Genomic DNA, 14,888 nt, shown 5'->3' with positions numbered 1-14,888 from the left:
TCCAGCAGGAGAGGGCGGGTCGCCGTTATTGACTGCCCAGTTTATGGAGCTGCACTTGCAGCGTCCTCTCCAGTTCCAGCATGAGTTTTTCCAGGGCCTTGACCCCCACGTCCAGCGTGGGGCGCGCTTCGTTGCGGGCACAGGCCTGTTCCAGTGCTTCGCATTGCGCCGCCAATGCACTTGCCTGGACGATGCGCGCGGCGCCCTTGATCTTGTGGGCTTGCTCAATGATGGCCTGGGGCGCCGCTTGGCGGGCCATCAAGGCCACCAGGTCCTCGCGGTCCTGACGGCTGCTGCTCAACAGTTCCGCCAGCAAACGTCGGCTCAATTGCGGGTCGCCGCCGGTCAGTGCGTCCAGGCACTCAAGTTCCAGCGGCTGGCCGCTGGATTGCGGTTTGATCTGCGCCAGATGCTGCTCCAGTGCCGTGAGGCTGATGGGCTTGAACAGGCAGTCATTCATGCCCGCTTGCGCACAGCGAAGTTTTTCCTCGGGTTGGGCATTGGCGGTGAAACCGAGGATCACGCAGGGCAGCTGTTGCTCTCGCTGCTCGTATTCACGGATCGAACGGCTCAACTCATAGCCATTCATCACGGGCATGTTGCAGTCGGCAATCACCAGATCGAAGTGCTCCTGGCGCCAGGCCTGAAACCCGGCGGCGCCATGTTGGGCCGCCGTGAACTGGTGCCCCAGGTAACCCAATTGCTGGCACATCAGCAAACGGTTCGCCGGGTGGTCGTCCACCACCAGCACATTAAGCACCGCCGCGGCTGTCGGCGCCTGGGACTTGAGCTCGTCCAGCGCTTCAATGGGCTTGAGGCAGGTCATCCTCAGGCTGACCTGTACTTGAGTGCCCACCATGGGCACGCTGCTCAGGCTTAGTTGCCCGCCCATCATCTCGCACAGGCTGCGACAGATCACCAGCCCCAGGCCCGCTCCACTCCTGGCCAGGTGCCCGGAGTTGTCCGCCTGGGCAAAGGGTTCGAACAGGCGCAGTTGGTCGTCGCGGCTGATGCCGATGCCCGTGTCCTCGACCACCAGCTTCATCTGCACCTCGTGGGGCTGCTCGGTGGCTTGCACCTGCACCTTGATCTTCACTTGCCCACGCTCGGTGAACTTGATCGCGTTGCTGACCAGGTTGGACAGCACCTGCTTGAAGCGCAGCGGGTCGATCAGCACGGCGGTGTTATCGAGGTGGGTGTCGAATTCGAGCAACAGGCTGAGGGTTTTCTGGCGGGCCAGGCCGTCGAAGACGCGCACCACCGACTCGATCACTTCGCGCAGGTTCACGCGCTCGGGAGCCAGGCTCAGGCGGCCGGATTCGATGCGTGCGATGTCGAGGATATCGCCGATCAGCTCCAGCAGGTCCTTGGCCGAGTTGTAGGCAACTTCGATCGCCGGGCGGTCGAGATGGCCCTGATCGGCGCGCTTGAGGGTCAGCTCCAGCATCCCGATCACGGCATTCATCGGCGTGCGGATTTCATGGCTCATGGTGGCGAGGAAGGTGCTTTTGGCCCGGTTGGCCTCGTCGGCGCGTTCCTTGGCGGTGCGCAACTCGTCGAACAATTGGCGCCGGTCACTGATATCGATCCAGCCGCCGATGATGCCCTGCACTTCGCCGTCCGAGTCGCGATAGGGCAGGATCCAGTGGTAGATCGTGAGTTTTTTGCCGTGAATGTGCAGGGTGCGATCGAGGATCAGCGGAGTGCCTTCCACCACTACCCGTTGGTAGTCGGCATGGTACTGCGCGGCCTCAGGGGCCAGCGCCATGTCCATTTGCACCACACTCTTGCCGATCACCTCTTCGCGTTTGACCCCGAACACTTGCAGGTAGCTGTCATTGCAGGTCTGCAACAGGCCCTTGCGGTCGCGTACGTAGATCGGGTGCGGTGTTTCATTGACCAGTGCGCGCATGAACTCGAACTGGTCATTGAGGGCGCGCTCGGCCATTTTGCGATGCTTGATCTGGCGGCGCATGTAGGCGTTCCAGGTCAGGGAAATCAGCAGCAGCAACCCGGTGCCAACGATGATTTGCGCAATCAGTTGGTGGTAATTGCGCCAGTAGCTGTCGGAGGCCGGCGTGTAACCGCGCCAGCGGCTGTTGATCACGCCCATTTCGTCCGGGGCAATGCTCAGCAGCGCCTTGTCCAGGATTGAGCTCAGTTCAACGGCACCGCGTGGCGTGGCCAACGCGAAGGTCGCGGGCAGTGTGCCGATGCTGGCGCTGATCTGCAGTTTGTCCTGGAACACCTGGGAGGCGAGGAAATAGTTGGCGATGACCAACGAGTTCACCGCGCCGTCCACACTGCCTTGGGCCAGCATTTCCGAAGCCTTGAAGGTATCACTGACTTCCACCAGGCGAATCTGTGGGAAGTCCTCTTGCAAGGTTTTCTCCAGCGGGTTGCCCAGGGTGATTGCCAGGCGCTTGCCTGCCATCTGCTCCAGGTTTACGGCCGCGTCGGGTTCCTTGCGGGTCAGCAGGACGTAGGAGTTTTCCAGGTAAGGGCGGCTGAAGCTGAGCTGAGCCTCGCGTTCGGCGCTGGGGACGATGGCCCCGATGACATCGGCTTTACCCGTGGTGAGCTGCTCGATCATGGTGCTGACTTCGCGACTGCGCTGGATTTCAAAACGCAGGCCGGTGCGCAGGCGGATCAGTTCCAGCAGGTCGGCGGTAATACCGCGAAAGTTGCCGTCGGCATCGAAGAACGTCAACGGCGCGAACGTCTCATTGACCACGACTTTGACCACCGGGTGTTCTTTGAGCCAGCGCTCTTCACGCTGGGTCAGTTGCAGTTTCTTGTCGGTGAGCAGGATGTCGCTGCCGGCGCTCCAACGCTTGGCGATGCTGTCGCGCTCATTAATGGGGACGGCCGCCAGCACCGCATCGACGATGCTCAGTAGAACGTCCTGATCGTGGCGCAAGGCGAAGCTGAAGCCATAGGCTTCATGCTTGCCGAAGTTGGCCATGTGGATGTTTTTCAGGTAGCCCTTGTTGATCATGTAATGGGTGGAAATAGTGTCCCCCAGGAACACGTCCGCCTGATCGAAAGCCACGGCATTGAGCGCGTTCTGATAAGAGGGAAACGCGCGGATATCCGCCTGCGGGTACAACTTTTCCACTTCGCTCAACGGCAGGTAGTGATAGACAAGGCTCAAGCGCAGGCCAGCCAGGCCATCGCTCAAACTGCGGGTTTCACCTTCGCGGGTCACCAGTACGGGCTGGTCCACCGCATACGGCTGCGACAGCATGAGCTTGGGGTTGGCAGCCTCAAAGCCGTTGGAAGAGCCCAGCAGGTCGATCTCCCCGGTCTCAAGCGCATGGATCGCGGCGTCTCGTGTCGGATAGCGCAACACCTTGACGGGCAAGGCCATGGCTTTAGCCAGCAGCCCTGCGTAATCGGCGGTCAGGCCCTCATAGTCGCGACCGCTGGAGGTGAGGTCGAAGGGCGGATAGTCGGGTGCCGAGGTGCCCAGTACCAGCTCGCGTTTGTACAGTAGCCACTGGCGCTGGGCCTTATCCAGTTGAGTATCGAGTTGAACGGTACCCGCGCGGCTCAATAAGGTGAAGTGTTCCGGTCCGATTTGATGGGCTGCGGGCACGGTAGTGCTCAAGCACATGCCGGCCAATAATATAATCAGATAGTCCTTTATACGCCTGGGCATCCGCTTTCTCACACTAGCGCGTTTCGTTTTGCCATCTCGATAAGTTCTACCAAGGACTTGGCTTTAAGTTTTTGCATCAGCCTTTTTTTGTAAGTGCTTACTGTCTTGTTACTTAGAAACATACCTTTGGCGATTTCTTTGTTCGTACGACCTTGTGCGAAAAGTTGCAATACCATCAGTTCGCGGTCGTTCACGGCCTTGAACAGTTCAAGTTCCAGTGCGTCCTTGCTGTCGACGCCATTGGAATTGAGTGCCTGGCTGGGGAAGTAGTTGTAACCCGACAGCACCGCACGAATGGCGCTCAGCAATTCGCTCAGGTCGCCTTCCTTGCACACATAGCCGTCTGCACCCGAGCGCATGCAGCGCGTGGCAAACAACGTCGGGCTCTGGGCCGTGAGGATCAGGGTTTTCATCGAGGTGTTCATCGCGTTGAATCGGCAGAGCACTTCGAGGCCGTCGAGTTTGGGAATACTGATGTCCAGAATGATCAGGTCGGGCAGGCATTCGCGAACCATCTGTATTGCGTCACACCCGTTGTCCGTTTCGCCAACGATTTTATAACCCTCGTGTTCCAGCAACATGCGAATGGCCAGCCGGATAACCGGATGGTCATCAATGATAAAAACCGTGTTCATAATCATAGTCCATGCAAGTGCAAATAAAGCGGGCACATTAGCTCAGAAGATGAGGGAGGAGGATGAGCGTTGGGGGGAGTAGATATAAAACAGGAGAATTCCTACATAATAAAAGGTAACGACCTACCGATCGATAAGGCTTTGCGTCGTCGGATGTAAGCAATAGTTGAATCAGTCAGCCCTGGAGCGGTGTCAGGGATTCAACGAGGGTGTTGCCGCGATAATTGACCCGTGAACAGTGTTTATAGTCCTACATTTATATCGAGAGCAGTGGCGCAATCAATTCCGCCAGCGCCTCTTTATTCAGCGGCTTCAGTAAGTAACCCAGCAGTGGCAAACCGCGCTGCCGGGCCTGGAGTGTCAGGTTGGACAACTCTGTTGCCGGCAGGCTGCTCAATAAGATGGCGCCGGTGATGAAGTGTCCGCGATGGGCAATGTCTACCAGTTCCAGCCCAGGCAGGTCAGGCAGGCATTGATCGCACAGCATCAAGTCAAAGGGGCGGGTGGTGCAGGACATCGAGCGGATCGCCTGTTCGGCATTTTCCGCAAGGGTCAGTTGCTCGAAACCGAAGCTCTTGAGCAGGCACTGAGTGGCCAGGAGCTGAAAGGGATGATCCTCCACCAATAGGATTCGAAGACAGGGTATGGGCATAGAAGGCACATGGCTCAGTCAGAGGGGCGTGACGTAGGAATTGTGTGTCAGGTTCGCAAGAAGCCTGCGCGATTATTCCTCGAGCCGATGTGCGAATTCGATCAGGCCGCTCTGTTCCCGTCGTAGGTAAAGTCTGTACGAGACGCAGGCGGCGAGATCTAAGTTTTATTGTGGGCTGGAGCGCCCGGTCATCTCCCGTGCCATTTCGGTGGCGTAGCTGTCGGTCATGCCGGCGATAAAGTCGATCATGCGCAGAAACGAAGCGTGCAGCGACCAGGCTGGGTTCGGCGCACTGTTGCCCAGCAAGTCAAGGATGCGCCGGTTCTTGAACGACGGCGTGCGCCCGCCGTGCTGCTCCAGGGCGGCACCGCAAAAGGCGTTCAGCAGGATTTCCAGGGTGGTGTAGGCGCCGATTTCGTGCAGGGTCTTGCGCTTGTCCTGGAAGATTTTCTTGCGCGCCATGTCCTTGGCGTCCAGTACACAGCGCTTGGCCGGGCCGTGCATGTGTTCCACCAGGTCGCCTGGCAGCGTGCCGGCGAGCAAGGCGTCCTGCTGCTCGACGAAGGCGCGTGCGGCGGCATTGGTCAGGTGCTCGATGGCCTTGCCGCGCAAAATCGCCAGCTTGCGCCGACGTGAATCCTGCGGGCCCAGTTGCCGGTAGGTCTGGGGCAAATCGTCACCCACCAGGTCGAGCAGCAGCGACTCGACTTCGGCATAGTCGAGCAGCTCCATTTCCAGGCCGTCTTCGAGGTCGATCAAGGCGTAGCAGATATCGTCGGCCGCCTCCATCAGGTAGACCAGCGGATGACGCGCCCAGCGCTGCTCTTCCAATTGCGGCAGGCCGAGCTTGTGGGCAATCTGCTCAAGGATCGGCAGCTCACTCTGATAACAGCCGAACTTGTGCTTCTTGTAGCCCAATGAATCCGCGTGGCGGGCGGTCCAGGGGTACTTCAGGTAAGTGCCGAGGGTGGCGTAGGTCAGGCGTGTGCCGCCGTCGAACTGATGGTATTCCAGTTGGGTGAGCACCCGGAAACCTTGGGCGTTACCTTCGAAATTGAGGAAGTCATTGCGCTCGGCCGTGCTCATGTCATCCAGCCAGCCGCGTCCGGCCGCCTGCTGGAACCAGTGGCGAATGGCATCTTCACCCGAGTGCCCGAACGGCGGGTTGCCGATGTCATGGGCCAGGCAAGCCGATTGCACCACCATGCCCAGGTCGCTTGGCTCGCACCAGTCGGGCAGGGCGCTGCGCAGGGTTTCGCCGACGCGCATGCCAAGGGAGCGGCCGACGCAGCTGACTTCCAGGGAGTGGGTCAGGCGCGTATGGATATGGTCGTTACTGGACACCGGGTGCACCTGGGTCTTGCGGCCCAGGCGGCGGAACGCGCCGGAGAAAATAATCCGATCGTGGTCTTTGTGGAACGGGCTACGGCCGAGTTCTTCCGGGCTGTGCAGGGGTTTTCCAAGACGTTCGCGGGTAAGCAGGGTGGGCCAATCCAAGGCGGTTACTCTCCGTGCGGTGAATGACCCTCCCAGCTTCCCGGTTCGGCGCGGCATCGGCAAGCAAAAATCTACAGGCCGGCCGCATCGATATCGATTAACAGCAAGCGCTGACCGTTATCGAAGAACTGTCCGGCGGTGAGGCAATACTGGTTGGTGGTGGCATCGCGGTAGGTCGACGACAGGGTCAGGCGCCGCTCCTCCCAGCCTTCGGCGAGCAGGTAATAGAAATACGGCCGCCATGACCAGTTGTGGCCCAGGTAGCGGCTGTCGGCCTGCCAGGCATCCTGGCGCCACTCGAAGTTGGGCGTCAGCTGGGTGCCATGGCGGTCGCACTGGTAAAAGCGCAGCAGCCATGGAAAGTCGGGCAATTGGGGCAGTTGATCGAGCGGCGCGCGGGCCTGTGCCCAGCGTTGCAGGATGCTCATCAGTTCGGCCAATTGCACGCGCAACTGCATCACACGGCCACGCTCGGCGAGTTTGTGTTGCACATAAACCCTGCGCAGTTGGGCAAAGCGCGCGACGAACGCATCGGCCGCAAACCAGTCCAGTTGGGCCTGGGCAAACAGGTAGCCCTGCACATAACGTGCGCCGCACTCCAAGGCAAAACGCAGTTGTGCCTCGGTTTCCACGCCCTCGGCGATGATCCAGCAGCCGGTTTTTTCGGCCATTTGCGCCAGTGCCCGCACCACGTCACTGCTCGGCCCACCTTTAGCGGCTTCCTGGAACAGGCGCATGTCGAGCTTGAGAATATCCGGCTGCAGCGCCAGTACGCGGTCGAGTTGCGAATAGCCGGCGCCGAAATCATCGATGGCGATGCGTGCGCCGGCCTCTCGGTAGCGTGCCACCACCTCGGCCAGGCGCTGGATGTCGCCGCCCAGTTCGGTGATTTCAAACACAATGCGCCGCGGATCAACCTTGTGCGCCTGCAGTTGTTTCAGGCTGGGCAAGGCTTGGCCAGGGCGCAGGCGGTTGATCCAGCGGGGTGAGATATTCAGGCTCAGAAACCAGTCGACGGGTGCTTCATGCAGGCGGCTCAAGGCGTTTTCGCGGATCTGCCGGTCCAGGCGGCGCAGGGCTACGCCGGGTGTGCGCGGGTCGGCAAACAGCGGGCCCACCGACTGCAAGTGACCATCGGCCTGACGCAGGCGGCCCAGGGCTTCGACGCCGGCAATGCGCCCGGTGGCGGTATCGATGAAGGGTTGGAAGCAGGCGAGCGGTTGCCCGTCGATCACGGGGCCTCCTTAACAGAGCTGGCGAAAAAAGGCCCGGCCCTCAATGACGAGGGCCGGGCCGATTCTGTTTGCAAGAATGCAGCCAGCCAGCTTCAGCCTTTACGCTGCATGGCCAATTTGATCAGCGGGATCAAACCGGCACCCAGCCGCACCAGGCGCGTCAGGCTGCTGATGCCGCCGCCCTTGGCGCCCTTGCCGGTAAAAAAGCCCATCAAGGTCACCGCCGCCACGCCCCACAGCGGCGCGTGCTTGATGCCCAGGCTGTCTTGCCAGTTGTGGCGCATGTCGCGCATTTTGTTCAACGGCGCCATCAGTTGTTGGGACTCGTGACGGATCTCCTGGCGATGCATTTCCATGCGCAGGCGAATCAACGCCTTGCGCATTTCCCGGCGCGAGGTGTTTTGCGGGATTTCAGTCATGCTCATGGCAGCAGGCGCTCCCGATCATTGGCCAGCTCTTCGAGGGTGGCGTGGAAGGGCGTGGACTCATCGAACACCGCCGCTTTCAAACGCACCCCACAAAAGGCCGCAGCCAGGCTGTAGAACACGCAGAGGCAGATGATCCCGGTCAGGCGGTAACCGGTGTCCCACACCAGGATCATCACCAGCGTCGACAACCCCACCAGCAATAACAGGGCAAACACCAACGCCAAGCCTGCAAACAACAGCAGGCTCACGGTGCGGGCCTTCTGTTCCTGCAACTCGATGCCAAATAATTCGACGTGGCTGTGCAGCAAGCCCAGAACGGCTGCGCCCAGGCGTCGTGAAGTGGAACTTGTGCCCGTGGACGAGCCGGTTTCGCCGATAGACATGATAGTTAGCGCCTTGTAGCCAGCAGACCAATCAGGAAGCCCACGCCGGCGGCAATGCCCACCGACTGCCAAGGGTTGGCCTGCACGTAATCTTCCGTGGCCGTGACCGCCGCCTGGCCGCGTTCACGCAGGGAATCTTCGGTCAGTTGCAGGGTTTCACGGGCTTTGAGCAGGCTTTCGTGAATCTTGCTGCGCAGCTCATCGGCCTGGTCACCGGCGAGTACCGCGGTGTCGTCGAGCAACTTTTCGGTGTCGCTGACCAGGGTTTGGAAATCCGCCATCAGTATTTCTTGAGCAGTCTGAGCAGTTCTTCTGGCCATGGGTATCTCCGTGATTGGCTGATTCTGTATGTCTTGAGCGTGCGTGGTTTGTGTAGATGAGTTTTCGAGTCACCGACTTCGGTGAAGGTTCACTTCAATTGTCTGGTACAGCTTTTGCTTTGCCTTGGTGCGCAGGCCCTGGGGCTTGCGCCGAGTCAGGGCGGATCGAGGCCAATGCCTGGAAAAACCTTACCCTAAATCACACAAACTCGCGGAAAAACCCTGCGGCAACGGCCCGTTGTGTTGATCGCTGCGCTAAAGCGGTTCACGCCTCCTCAAGAGAGGCGGGACCGGTGGTGCCAATTTAGTGCGCGCAACCCTGGCTTGAACCGCTTTGGTGCTTTTTGCCTTGAATGCAGGCCTGCCAACCTCCATGGAAAATTTGCAAAGCGCAGTGGACACCCTCGTCCACAGCTCCAACACCCTGTTTATCCTGATTGGTGCGGTCATGGTCCTGGCCATGCACGCCGGCTTCGCGTTCCTGGAAGTCGGCACCGTGCGCCAGAAAAACCAGGTCAACGCCCTGTCGAAAATCCTCAGTGACTTCGCCATCTCGACCCTGGCTTATTTCTTTATAGGCTATTGGATCTCCTACGGTGTGAGCTTTATGCAGCCGGCCGCGGTAATCAGCGCCGATCACGGCTATGGCCTGGTGAAGTTCTTCTTTCTGTTGACCTTCGCCGCAGCGATCCCGGCGATCATTTCCGGCGGCATTGCCGAGCGCGCCAAATTCGCCCCGCAATTGTGTGCCACCGCGCTGATCGTGGCGTTTATCTACCCGTTTTTCGAAGGCATGGTGTGGAACGGCAATTTCGGCCTGCAAGCCTGGTTGCTCGCGCGCTTTGGCGCCAGCTTCCATGACTTTGCCGGCTCGGTGGTGGTGCACGCCATGGGCGGTTGGCTGGCGCTGGCGGCGGTGCTGCTGTTGGGCCCGCGCAATGGGCGCTACAGGGAAGGGCGGCTGGTCGCATTTGCGCCGTCGAGCATTCCGTTCCTGGCGTTGGGTTCGTGGATTCTGATCGTCGGCTGGTTCGGCTTCAACGTGATGAGCGCGCAAACCCTCAACGGCGTCAGCGGCCTCGTGGCGGTCAACTCACTGATGGCGATGGTCGGCGGCACGGTCGCGGCCTTGGTGATCGGCCGCAACGACCCAGGCTTCTTGCACAACGGCCCGCTGGCCGGGCTGGTGGCGATTTGCGCCGGTTCCGACCTGATGCACCCGGTGGGCGCGCTGGTCACCGGCGTGATCGCCGGTGGGCTGTTCGTGTGGTGCTTTATCGCCGCCCAGGATCGCTGGAAAATCGACGATGTGCTGGGTGTATGGCCGCTGCATGGCCTGTGTGGCGTGTGGGGCGGCATCGCCTGCGGCATCTTTGGCCAGACCGCACTCGGTGGCCTGGGCGGCGTCAGCCTGATCAGCCAGTTGATCGGCACAGCACTGGGCGTGGCCGTGGCGCTGGGCGGCGGCTTGCTGGTGTACGGCGTGATCAAGCGCGTGCACGGGCTACGCCTTAGCCAGGAGCAGGAGTATTACGGGGCGGATTTGTCGATTCACAAGATTGGTGCAGTCAGCCAGGATTGATCGGCTGCCTGGCAACCGGCTGGCCCGCTCGCCACAGTCGAGTGGGTGGGCTTAGAATGGATGCCTGTTTTTGATCGGGTCCATTCGCCATGCTGCCTGAATGCCAGTTGTTCGGCACCCTGGGTTGCCATCTTTGTGAGGTTGCCGAAGACGAAATCATGCCGCTCGTCGAACACGGTTTGCTGGTGGAGTTGGTGGATATCACCGACCCTGCCGATCTCACCGAAGTCTACGGGCTGCGCATCCCGGTGCTTCGGCGCCTGGATACCGGGGCGGAGCTGGACTGGCCGTTCGAGACCGAACAGGTGGTCAACTTTCTCAAATAGCGCAGGCCCGGTGGTTTGTCGACCACCAGGCTTTGGGTGTTCAAGCGCCTTAAGTGTTCTCCAGACCGCAGCGCTCATGCGCGATCAAGTCATCGTGGGTTTCGCGCCGCCGTATCAATCTGGCGTGTGCTCCCTCCACCAGCACTTCTGGTGGACGCCCTCGGGAGTTGTATTGGCTGGCCATGCTCATCCCATAAGCGCCACATGAGAAAATCGCCAATAAGCTTGCGTCTTCCAGGACGGGCAAAGGCCGACCTAATGCGAAGTGATCGCCGGTTTCACAAATGGGGCCAACAATGTCGATTTCTTCCAGAGGCGTGGCTCCCGCCATACGGACGCTCTCGCTCAATGCCGTCCAATGGCCGGAAAAGTCGCCAAATCGGGTTGGCCAGATGACGTGATTCGCGCCGTATAAAGTGGGGCGCAGCAGAACATTCATACCCGCATCAACAATCGCAATCTTGCGGTCCCAGCCTTGTTTGATGTACTCGACCGTGGTGAGTAAAACGCCCGCGTTCGCGCTGATCGAACGGCCCGGCTCAATGATGAAGCGCAGATCACGACGTTTCAGTTCTTGCAGACGCTCACAAATAAGCGCTCCCGTTTCAGTCAATGAACAGACGAGATTGCTTTCGTTGCCGTATTGCGCTGGAAAACCTCCGCCGATATTGATGAACTCAATCGAGCAGTCAGCGGCCTGAAGCCGGTTGACCATTGCTTCAATCTTGTCGATGGCACACAAGTAGGTGTGGGCCGACGGGATCGGGGACCCGAGATGAATATGAATGCCAACGACATCGACGCTCGCGTAACGCTTTGGGGCAAACAGTTCATAGGCGCGTTCAATCGGTATGCCAAATTTGGTCTGACGGCCGCCGGTGGCCGTTTTCTCATGGGTGCCGGCATCCGCCACATCCGGGTTGATCCGAATGGCCACCTTTACCCGCTTGCCGGCCGCCGACGCGACCGCATCCAGGCGCAGCAGCTCTGCCTCGGACTCCACATTAAAAAGGAACACGCCCACGTCAACGGCATAGCTGATTTCTTCACGGGATTTGCCGACACCCGCGAACACTATCTTGTCTGCGGTCACGCCTGCCATCAGTGCGCGGTAGAGTTCACCGCCACTGACCACGTCGAGGCCGGAACCTTGATCGACCAGCAGCTTGAGGACGCTGAGATTGCTGCAGCTTTTAACCGAGAAACAAATCAAAGGCGACAGTGCAGAAAATGCGTTTTGGAGTACGGCATAGTGATTTTTCAGCGACTGTGCCGAATAAAGATAAACAGGGCTGCCGTGCTGTTCGACAATGGCACGTACATCCACTTGTTCTGCATGTAAATGGCCGTTGATAAAATTAAAATGGTCCATCTTCCTACCTCGATTAACGCACTGACAACTTTCTCAGCGCAGACGATGCAAGTGTGCATGGCGAAAAAATAAAGAAAAAATATCAAAATGATGGCCATCTATTCATTTCTGATATGGTTCGACCCATTCAATTCAGTGCGTGGGTTTGCTCATGAATTTCAGTTTTCGCCATGTGGAAGTGTTCTGGGCGGTCATGACCACCGGCAGCGCAACCGCTGCCGCAGCGCTCCTGCATACTTCGCAGCCCACTATCAGCCGCGAGCTCAGTCGCTTTGAAACCTTGACTCAGTTGACGCTGTTCAAACGCGCAGGCGCAAAACTGATTCCCACCGAGCATGGCCTGATGCTCTTCGATGAAGTTCAGCGCAGCTATGTGGGCCTGGCGCGCGTCAAGAACGCTGCTGAGGCGATCCGTCACTTTCGCCAGGGGCAAATTTCGCTGACCTGCCAGCCGGCGTTTTCGAATGCCTTGCTGCCGCAGGTGTGCCAGGATTTTTGTAATAAATTCCCGGGTGTCAGCATTAATGTCACGCCGCAGGAGTCTCCCGCGCTGGAAGAGTCGCTGACGGCTCAGCGTTATCATTTGGGGCTCACCGAGACCCTTGAGACGCCACCTGGAACCTACAGCGAAACCTTGTTAAACCTTGATGTGGTGTGTGTCTTGCCGTCTCACCACGTGCTCAATGCAAAAGCGGTCCTCACACCAGAGGATTTCAATGGGCAAAATTTTGTTTACCTGGCGGCGGATGACCCTTACAGGATCAAAACCGACGCGATTTTTCACCAGGCGGGCATTGAAAGACGGCTGGTGGTGGAAACGCATAGCGCCAGTGCTGTGTGCGCGACCGTAAACCTGGGTGTCGGCGTTGCAATCGTCAATCCACTCACCGCCCTGGACTATGTGGGCAGAGGTTTGCAGATCCGGCGTTTTTCCCATTCGATTTCTTACTGTGTGAGTGTTGTGCGGCCGCTGCACCGTCCGGAATCGTCCAACGTCGTTCACTTTGTGGAGGTGCTGCGCAGCAATTGTCAGCGCATCAGTGCTCAGTTGCAGAACCTCTGAGCAGGCTCGCCGGGTGTGCTCTGCCCAGCTTGATCGCACAGGCGCGTTTTCGCGATGGCGAGTTTCCAAATATTACGTTACTGTATGTTTGTACAGCGATTGAATAGAGGGAACGCCCATGGTGAATGTTGAACAACTGAAAAGCAGCGTCAATCGCATGTCCGCCGACGTCGTGCGCGACGCGGTGAACGAGCTGCGCCTCGACGGCCTGGTCACGGAAGGCAAGACGCCGTTTAACAAAGTGCATTTCAATACCTGCTTTGCTGAAATCGAGGCGTTGTTCCAGCGTGCCGGTTACCACAAGCAGCTGGATGTGGTGGGTTATCAGGGCTTGTTGTACGCGCTTTATGATCCTGGCCGCTGGGAAGCGGTGGATGTGTTGCGTTGGCTCAAGGAGTTCACCGAGGCGGCCAGTGCTTCGCCAGTACTGCGGGCGCAATTGGCCAAGGCCTGAGATCCGCCCTAGGCTCAATCGCGTTCCATGCGGGATAATGGCAGCCGGTTTATTCAGGTTTAGAGCATTGCATGTCCACATCCGGTTTCTCTGCGTCCCAGCATCAAGCCAGCACCTTGTACCTGCCGCCCGGCCCCTGGGCGACGGTGCTCGATTGCCTGTGCGAGCACTTCCCGGCGATTGGCCGTGAGCAGTGGCTGGACCGCATCGCCCGTGGCCGGGTGCTCGACCTCCATGGCCAACCGATCAGCCAGGAACTGGCCTACAAGGAAGGGCTGTGCATTTACTATTTTCGCGAAGTGCCGAATGAGAAGGTGATCCCGGTTCAGGAAACCATCCTGTATGCCGATGAGCACTTGGTGGTGGCCGACAAGCCACACTTTCTGCCGGTGACCCCGGCCGGCGAATACGTCGAGCAAACCCTGTTGCGCCGCCTGATTCGTCGCCTGGACAACCCCGCGTTGGTGCCCTTGCATCGCATTGATCGGCACACGGCGGGGCTGGTGCTGTTCTCGGCCAACCCGCAAACCCGGTCGGCGTATCAGCAGCTGTTTCCCACGCGACGCATCGATAAATTCTACGAAGCCATTGCCCCGGCCTTACCCGACCTGACCTTTCCGCTGGTGCATAAAAGTCGCCTGGTCGATGGCCACCCGTTCTTTCGCATGCAGGAAGGGCCGGGCGCCAGCAACACCGAAACGGCGGTGGAAGTGCGCGAGAAAAATGGCGATCTGTGGCGCTACGGCCTGTTCCCCGTGACCGGCAAAAAGCACCAGCTGCGGGTACACATGACGGCGCTGGGGGCGAGTATCTGCAACGATCCGTTCTACCCCGACGTGCTCAAGGATGCCGAGGATGACTACGCCAACCCGCTCAAACTGCTGGCCCAGGGCGTGCGTTTTATCGACCCGGTGACCGGTGAACAACGCGACTTTCGCAGCCGCATCACCCTCGACTGGTAACCGCCAGAAACAACAAGGCCCGCACATGGCGGGCCTTGTGGGCAAACGCTTAAGACTTACAGGTCTTTAACGGTGCGAACCTGATCCTTGTTGATACGGGTCTGCTTGCCGTCAAGTTGTTCGAACTCGTAGAAGCCCGAAGCCTTGTCGTATTTAGGGGTGTCGACGGCCTGGATTTCGCGACCGTCATTCAGGGTGATCACTGTAGGCGAAGCGCAACCGGCGAGAGTGGCGAGGCCCAGTGCAAGCATGAGAGCGGCGATGGTCCGTTGAGTCATGAGTTTGTCTCCAAGAGAATTCTTTTAAATAGCTGACCTT

Annotated in this window: 15 protein-coding genes; 5 read left to right on the top strand and 10 right to left on the bottom strand. The window is 59.1% G+C overall.

The window, feature by feature from the left end; all coding sequences use genetic code 11:
• Positions 1-25: 25 nt before the first annotated feature.
• From QF043_RS19950 to QF043_RS19915, 8 genes are all read right to left on the bottom strand, one after another.
• Entirely contained in the window at positions 26-3,661 is a 3,636-nt protein-coding gene (locus QF043_RS19950; protein WP_307419906.1) for a transporter substrate-binding domain-containing protein, read from the bottom strand.
• Between the two features lie 8 nt (positions 3,662-3,669).
• A complete protein-coding gene (locus QF043_RS19945) occupies positions 3,670-4,296 on the bottom strand; it encodes a response regulator transcription factor (RefSeq protein WP_056857163.1) in 627 nt (208 codons plus the stop codon).
• A 256-nt stretch (positions 4,297-4,552) separates the two neighbouring features.
• Positions 4,553-4,948 carry a response regulator gene (locus tag QF043_RS19940; RefSeq protein ID WP_307419904.1) on the bottom strand — a complete coding sequence of 132 codons (396 nt, stop codon included), beginning with the start codon at positions 4,946-4,948 and terminating at the stop codon, positions 4,553-4,555.
• A 165-nt stretch (positions 4,949-5,113) separates the two neighbouring features.
• On the bottom strand, positions 5,114-6,445 hold the full coding sequence (locus QF043_RS19935; RefSeq protein ID WP_056857161.1) for a deoxyguanosinetriphosphate triphosphohydrolase: 1,332 nt from the start codon (positions 6,443-6,445) through the stop codon (positions 5,114-5,116).
• A 71-nt stretch (positions 6,446-6,516) separates the two neighbouring features.
• Positions 6,517-7,680, bottom strand: a complete 1,164-nt coding sequence (locus QF043_RS19930) for an EAL domain-containing protein (protein WP_307419903.1) — start codon at positions 7,678-7,680, stop codon at positions 6,517-6,519.
• A gap of 92 nt (positions 7,681-7,772) precedes the next feature.
• Entirely contained in the window at positions 7,773-8,105 is a 333-nt protein-coding gene (locus QF043_RS19925; RefSeq protein ID WP_017136180.1) for a hypothetical protein, read from the bottom strand.
• Complete coding sequence (locus QF043_RS19920) at positions 8,102-8,491, bottom strand: phage holin family protein (RefSeq protein WP_017136181.1); 390 nt, start codon at positions 8,489-8,491, stop codon at positions 8,102-8,104. The genes QF043_RS19925 and QF043_RS19920 overlap by 4 nt, the downstream gene beginning before the upstream one ends.
• Positions 8,492-8,496: 5 nt before the next feature.
• Positions 8,497-8,811, bottom strand: a complete 315-nt coding sequence (locus QF043_RS19915; RefSeq protein ID WP_056857159.1) for a YqjD family protein — start codon at positions 8,809-8,811, stop codon at positions 8,497-8,499.
• A 373-nt stretch (positions 8,812-9,184) separates the two neighbouring features.
• On the opposite strand from QF043_RS19915, the gene QF043_RS19910 reads away from it, so the two are divergent.
• Together QF043_RS19910 and QF043_RS19905 are read left to right on the top strand one after the other, a co-directional pair.
• On the top strand, positions 9,185-10,393 hold the full coding sequence (locus tag QF043_RS19910; protein ID WP_058422871.1) for an ammonium transporter: 1,209 nt from the start codon (positions 9,185-9,187) through the stop codon (positions 10,391-10,393).
• 89 nt (positions 10,394-10,482) lie between these two features.
• Positions 10,483-10,719, top strand: a complete 237-nt coding sequence (locus tag QF043_RS19905) for a glutaredoxin family protein (protein ID WP_056857158.1) — start codon at positions 10,483-10,485, stop codon at positions 10,717-10,719.
• A gap of 49 nt (positions 10,720-10,768) precedes the next feature.
• Here QF043_RS19905 and lysA read toward each other — a convergent pair whose 3' ends face one another.
• Complete coding sequence (gene lysA, locus QF043_RS19900) at positions 10,769-12,091, bottom strand: diaminopimelate decarboxylase (RefSeq protein WP_307419901.1); 1,323 nt, start codon at positions 12,089-12,091, stop codon at positions 10,769-10,771.
• A 151-nt stretch (positions 12,092-12,242) separates the two neighbouring features.
• Between lysA and QF043_RS19895 the strand changes: the two genes are divergently transcribed.
• The 3 genes from QF043_RS19895 (at position 12,243) to QF043_RS19885 (ending at position 14,570) form a co-directional block, all read left to right on the top strand.
• The gene (locus QF043_RS19895) at positions 12,243-13,154 is read left to right on the top strand and encodes a LysR family transcriptional regulator (protein ID WP_307419900.1); all 912 of its coding nucleotides are present in this window, start codon (positions 12,243-12,245) and stop codon (positions 13,152-13,154) included.
• 118 nt (positions 13,155-13,272) lie between these two features.
• On the top strand, positions 13,273-13,608 hold the full coding sequence (locus QF043_RS19890) for a hypothetical protein (RefSeq protein ID WP_003189932.1): 336 nt from the start codon (positions 13,273-13,275) through the stop codon (positions 13,606-13,608).
• Positions 13,609-13,679: 71 nt separating this feature from the next.
• The gene (locus tag QF043_RS19885; RefSeq protein ID WP_307419898.1) at positions 13,680-14,570 is read left to right on the top strand and encodes a pseudouridine synthase; all 891 of its coding nucleotides are present in this window, start codon (positions 13,680-13,682) and stop codon (positions 14,568-14,570) included.
• A 56-nt stretch (positions 14,571-14,626) separates the two neighbouring features.
• On the opposite strand, the gene QF043_RS19880 is transcribed toward QF043_RS19885, so the two are convergent.
• Entirely contained in the window at positions 14,627-14,848 is a 222-nt protein-coding gene (locus QF043_RS19880) for a YgdI/YgdR family lipoprotein (RefSeq protein ID WP_017136187.1), read from the bottom strand.
• Positions 14,849-14,888 lie beyond the last annotated feature (40 nt).

It is taken from the genome of Pseudomonas sp. W3I7 (assembly GCF_030816095.1).
GTDB lineage: Bacteria > Pseudomonadota > Gammaproteobacteria > Pseudomonadales > Pseudomonadaceae > Aquipseudomonas > Aquipseudomonas salomonii.
Note: the sequence above shows the minus strand (reverse complement) of the source record. Positions and strands in the feature narration are given on the sequence as shown.